This window comes from Vibrio sp. M260112, from assembly GCF_036533775.1.
Taxonomy (GTDB): Bacteria; Pseudomonadota; Gammaproteobacteria; order Enterobacterales; family Vibrionaceae; genus Vibrio.
In genome coordinates this window covers 1-3,695 of sequence record NZ_JATABH010000101.1, presented here as the reverse complement: position 1 = coordinate 3,695, position 3,695 = coordinate 1, and the positions used below count along the sequence as shown (strand labels likewise).

Annotated in this window: 4 protein-coding genes and 3 pseudogenes; 1 reads left to right on the top strand and 6 read right to left on the bottom strand. The window is 45.0% G+C overall.

Features of this window, described 5'->3' with window-relative positions:
* Positions 1 to 278, bottom strand: a 278-nt coding sequence (locus QTN95_RS19930; protein WP_331418731.1) for a transposase, incomplete at its 3' end; no start/stop codon positions are given.
* Between the two features lie 72 nt (positions 279 to 350).
* A pseudogene (locus QTN95_RS19925) lies at positions 351 to 875 on the bottom strand (DDE-type integrase/transposase/recombinase); the annotation flags it as partial.
* A gap of 79 nt (positions 876 to 954) precedes the next feature.
* On the opposite strand from QTN95_RS19925, the gene QTN95_RS19920 reads away from it, so the two are divergent.
* On the top strand, positions 955 to 1,998 hold the full coding sequence (locus QTN95_RS19920) for an IS110 family transposase (RefSeq protein WP_101958368.1): 1,044 nt from the start codon (positions 955 to 957) through the stop codon (positions 1,996 to 1,998).
* 246 nt (positions 1,999 to 2,244) lie between these two features.
* On the opposite strand, the pseudogene QTN95_RS19915 reads toward QTN95_RS19920, so the two are convergent.
* The 4 genes and pseudogenes from QTN95_RS19915 to QTN95_RS19900 form a co-directional block, all read right to left on the bottom strand.
* Positions 2,245 to 2,508 (bottom strand): annotated as a pseudogene (locus QTN95_RS19915) (transposase); the annotation flags it as partial.
* A 79-nt stretch (positions 2,509 to 2,587) separates the two neighbouring features.
* Positions 2,588 to 2,758 (bottom strand): annotated as a pseudogene (locus QTN95_RS19910) (transposase); the annotation flags it as partial.
* A 75-nt stretch (positions 2,759 to 2,833) separates the two neighbouring features.
* Positions 2,834 to 3,283 (bottom strand): hypothetical protein, encoded by a 450-nt coding sequence (locus QTN95_RS19905; RefSeq protein ID WP_331418728.1) that lies wholly within the window; start codon positions 3,281 to 3,283, stop codon positions 2,834 to 2,836.
* A 1-nt stretch (position 3,284) separates the two neighbouring features.
* A partial coding sequence (locus tag QTN95_RS19900) for a hypothetical protein (RefSeq protein WP_331418726.1) occupies positions 3,285 to 3,695 on the bottom strand: 411 nt, incomplete at its 5' end.

Genomic DNA, 3,695 nt, shown 5'->3' with positions numbered 1-3,695 from the left:
ATTAAGTAGATAGCAAGAAACCAAACCGTTAATGGAAGCTTACTATTGGAAAGCAATGTCCCTGCTGTTAATGAGGTTTGTTGATGACATCGATTGCATTGATAAAGGGGACGTGACCTAAGCTGGCAGTAGCTCGTAGAGCCACAATTAGGGCACATGAAGCCATTCTCCCAGCGCAATGAAAATAAGCGTTTCTGACATTGTTCTTCTGTGCCATAAAGACTTAGAAATCGAGGAATAGAAATCCCACCTTGGAATTGAATCTGATTCTTTGGCATACCAAACCCTCCCATAACAATACATTAAGTATAGACGCTTTTAGTATGGCTGAAAGTCGGGGGTAATCAGGACTTACTATCAGGCGATACTGACATCGCCCAACCAATTGGCTTTCTCGCGAACAGGTCGATGACAACAGCAACATACATCCAGCGCTGTCCCGTCCAGACATACGTCACATCACCGACCCAGACTTGGTTGGGAGCGGTAACGGCAAATTGTCGAGACAGATGGTTTGGGATCTCTACGTGTTCTTGTGATGCCTTTCGATATCGGTGCTTCGGTGTTTGGCAGCTTACCAGCCCTAATAATTTCATCATCTTAGAAGCTCGATAACGTGTCAGTTTTACACCTTGAGCCGTCACCATGTCGGCAATGCTTCTCGCACCCGCAGAGCCGTTGCTTGCCGTATGAACTTCTTTAATAAGACTCTTGAGTTTCACCAACTCTGGAGAAACATGTTTAGGGCGACAACGCCAGTATTTGCAACTGCTGCGGTGGACACTGAACACATGACATAAGGTGGTAACGCTAAAGCTCTGCCTGAGTTTCTCGATTATCGAGAGTTGTTCAGTGAGTCCGACATCAAGAGAGCTGTAGCCTAATGGGATGGTCTGCTCCTCCCTCTGATATCTATACTCAGCAAGGGAGAGCGCAAAAACAAGGAGACCGACCATGTCTAGTTCAAATGTGCATATCTACGGTATCGACCTAGGAAAAAACTGGTTTCACATAGTAGCAATGGATCGTCAAGGGCATATTCTTTGGCGAAAAAAGCTTAATCGAAATCAGCTTAAAACCTTTGTGATTAACACTCCACCTGCCATTGTAGCGGTTGAAGCTTGTCCGGGTTCCCAATACTGGGGAAGATTGTTTAATGATGCAGGGTTCTCAGTAAAAATTATTCCCGCTCAGTTTGTTAAGCCGTACTTAAAATCAAACAAGAATGACTTCAATGATGCTGCCGCAATCGCTGAAGCAGGCAGTCGTGGCACTATGCGCTGTGTTTCTCTAAAGACGCACGAACAACTTGCCTTACAAGCGACTCATCGAGTAAGGCAGCGTTTTATTGTTGAGCGCACAGCTACTGTGAACCAAATGCGGGCTCTACTACTTGAATACGGCATTACCGTTCCTGTAGGGCGTAAAGTTTTTGAACGTAACTTACCTAGCATCTTAGAGGATGCGGAAAATGGACTTCCCGACTTTATTCGTGCTTTAGTGTTTCGCTTGCGAGAGCGTTGGCAACATCTAGATGTTCAAATTGATGAGATGAGTGTGCAATTACAACAGGCCTCAATTGCGTCAGAGAAGTGCCAACTTATATCCAGCGTTCCAGGTATTGGCCCAATTGTCGCCACTGGGTTAATTGCAGCGGTTGGTTCAGGCACTCAATTTAAGCGAGGCCGAGATATGTCGGCATGGTTGGGCTTGGTTCCCCGACAATATTCCACAGGCGGCAAAAGCAACCTTGGTGGTATAAGTAAAAGAGGTAACGTTTATCTACGCCGTCAGGTGATACAAGGGGCTAAAGCCTTAAAGATACACATGAAGCGAGACAAATCCGCACTCGGGCGGTGGATAGCCAAGTTAGAAGCGACACATCATCACCATGTTGTTTTAATTGCCTTGGCTAACAAGATAATGAGGATTTGTTGGAAGGTATTGACCTCGGGTCAGGAGTATCAACCTTATCCTGCAGCTTCGGCTACGAAATAGCATACAACGAATTATATTTTCCATAGATTTTGCGAGAAACAAGCTGATGACAGAAGCGTTAAACCCACGATGCTGAAGCCTGGCTAAAAAAGCAGTCTTCTATGACTGAGCGCTTTATTAGGACAACAACGTGCGGATCCCATCAAGGCCAGAACACTAGATGGTTCACAAACAGGCCGGATACATTGACGCAAACGTATTCTGACAGCGAGCTTTTACTTGCAAAAACGGAGCAGACCATACATTTTTTAATATTTCATTGTGCTCTTCAAGGCGAGCAAGTTTCTTCTTCAGCTCTCGTATCTCAATTTGCTCTGGTGTCATAGGTGAGGCTTGAGGAGCCACTCCCTTTCTTTCTTACTTGAGCTGCCTTACCCACTTATCCATTGTCGATTTACCCACCCCCATGGCTTTGGCGGCTTCAACAACGGTGTAGTTTTGGTCGAGAACAAGTTGCGCTGCTTCGAGTTTGAACTCCGCACTGAAAGTGCGTCTGGTACGCTTGGTCATAGTTTCACCTGTCATGCTATGAGGTGTATCTTAACACCTCTAATCAGGTGGCCAAATTCACCGTACCACTACAGACGGTTGGGGTCTTCCCGCCACGCTCAATTTTTAGTAGCTCGACCCAGCGTCGTAGAGCCGTATCACCAACATCTAGAGAGCGTGCCGCCTCAGTTATTGAATAGCCTTGATCGAGAACCAAGCTTGCTGCATCCATTTTGGACTCAGAAGAAAATGTACGTCGTTGTCGTTTTATCATTGAACACCTCATTTACGGTGGAGACTTTACCACCTAATTTAGTGTCCGGGATCATTAAACCACTACAAACAACTAATCAGGATCGCCGATTGTTACAAATACCTCTCCCGTTTCTTCATCATAAATAGCTCTTGCAGGAGCCGATACTCTCCCAAACTCTTTAGTTAGTTTTGAGTTCCAACTATCCGCTAAAGACTCAGCAAACTTTATAGCCTGATCTGTCGACAAGTCATCAAACAATCCTGTTATCTCAAGTAAATTCAACCAGTACTGAGCTTGTGTAAAGCTATGGCCATTCCTCAATAACTCTTGATAATGTTCAGTATCAAACAACTCTGCAATGAAAACTGTGCCATCTACTGTTTTGAAGTCAGGACAAAATAACCTCGCAAACCATACAATAAAATCAGCCGCCAATTCTTGTGACTTATACGCTGCATGCAGGTAGTCAAAACCTGATACCCTACGCTCTACATTGGCAGAAACGAACATAGCAAAATCAAATGGTTTGTTGTAACTCATTTTAACCCTCAGGTATTTCGTCTGGACGTGCGGGACGTACACGCCCTTTATCGATAAATTCACGACCATCAGGTGTGACGTTCTTTCCTATTTCTTTTACATTTGGACGTGGAACTCCTCCATGCTCTTGCCCAGAACCACGAAATTGTTTCGACGTACCATCACCATTATGGGTAGTGTATTGACCATCCTTACCCGGCTTTTCAATTATTGAGTGAGGACGACCTTCAGCCTCTTTCAAAGGTGATGGTGGTTTATTACGCGCCTTACTAACCACTTTGCCAAGAGGCGTTCTCTTAGCAAAAGCACCACCTACTGCAACCACCTTATCAGCAATAGTCGCATTCGCATCTAGAACCGTTTCCGCCGCATCAACAAAGTCTTCAACTCCGATTAGCGAGTCCATTGTATC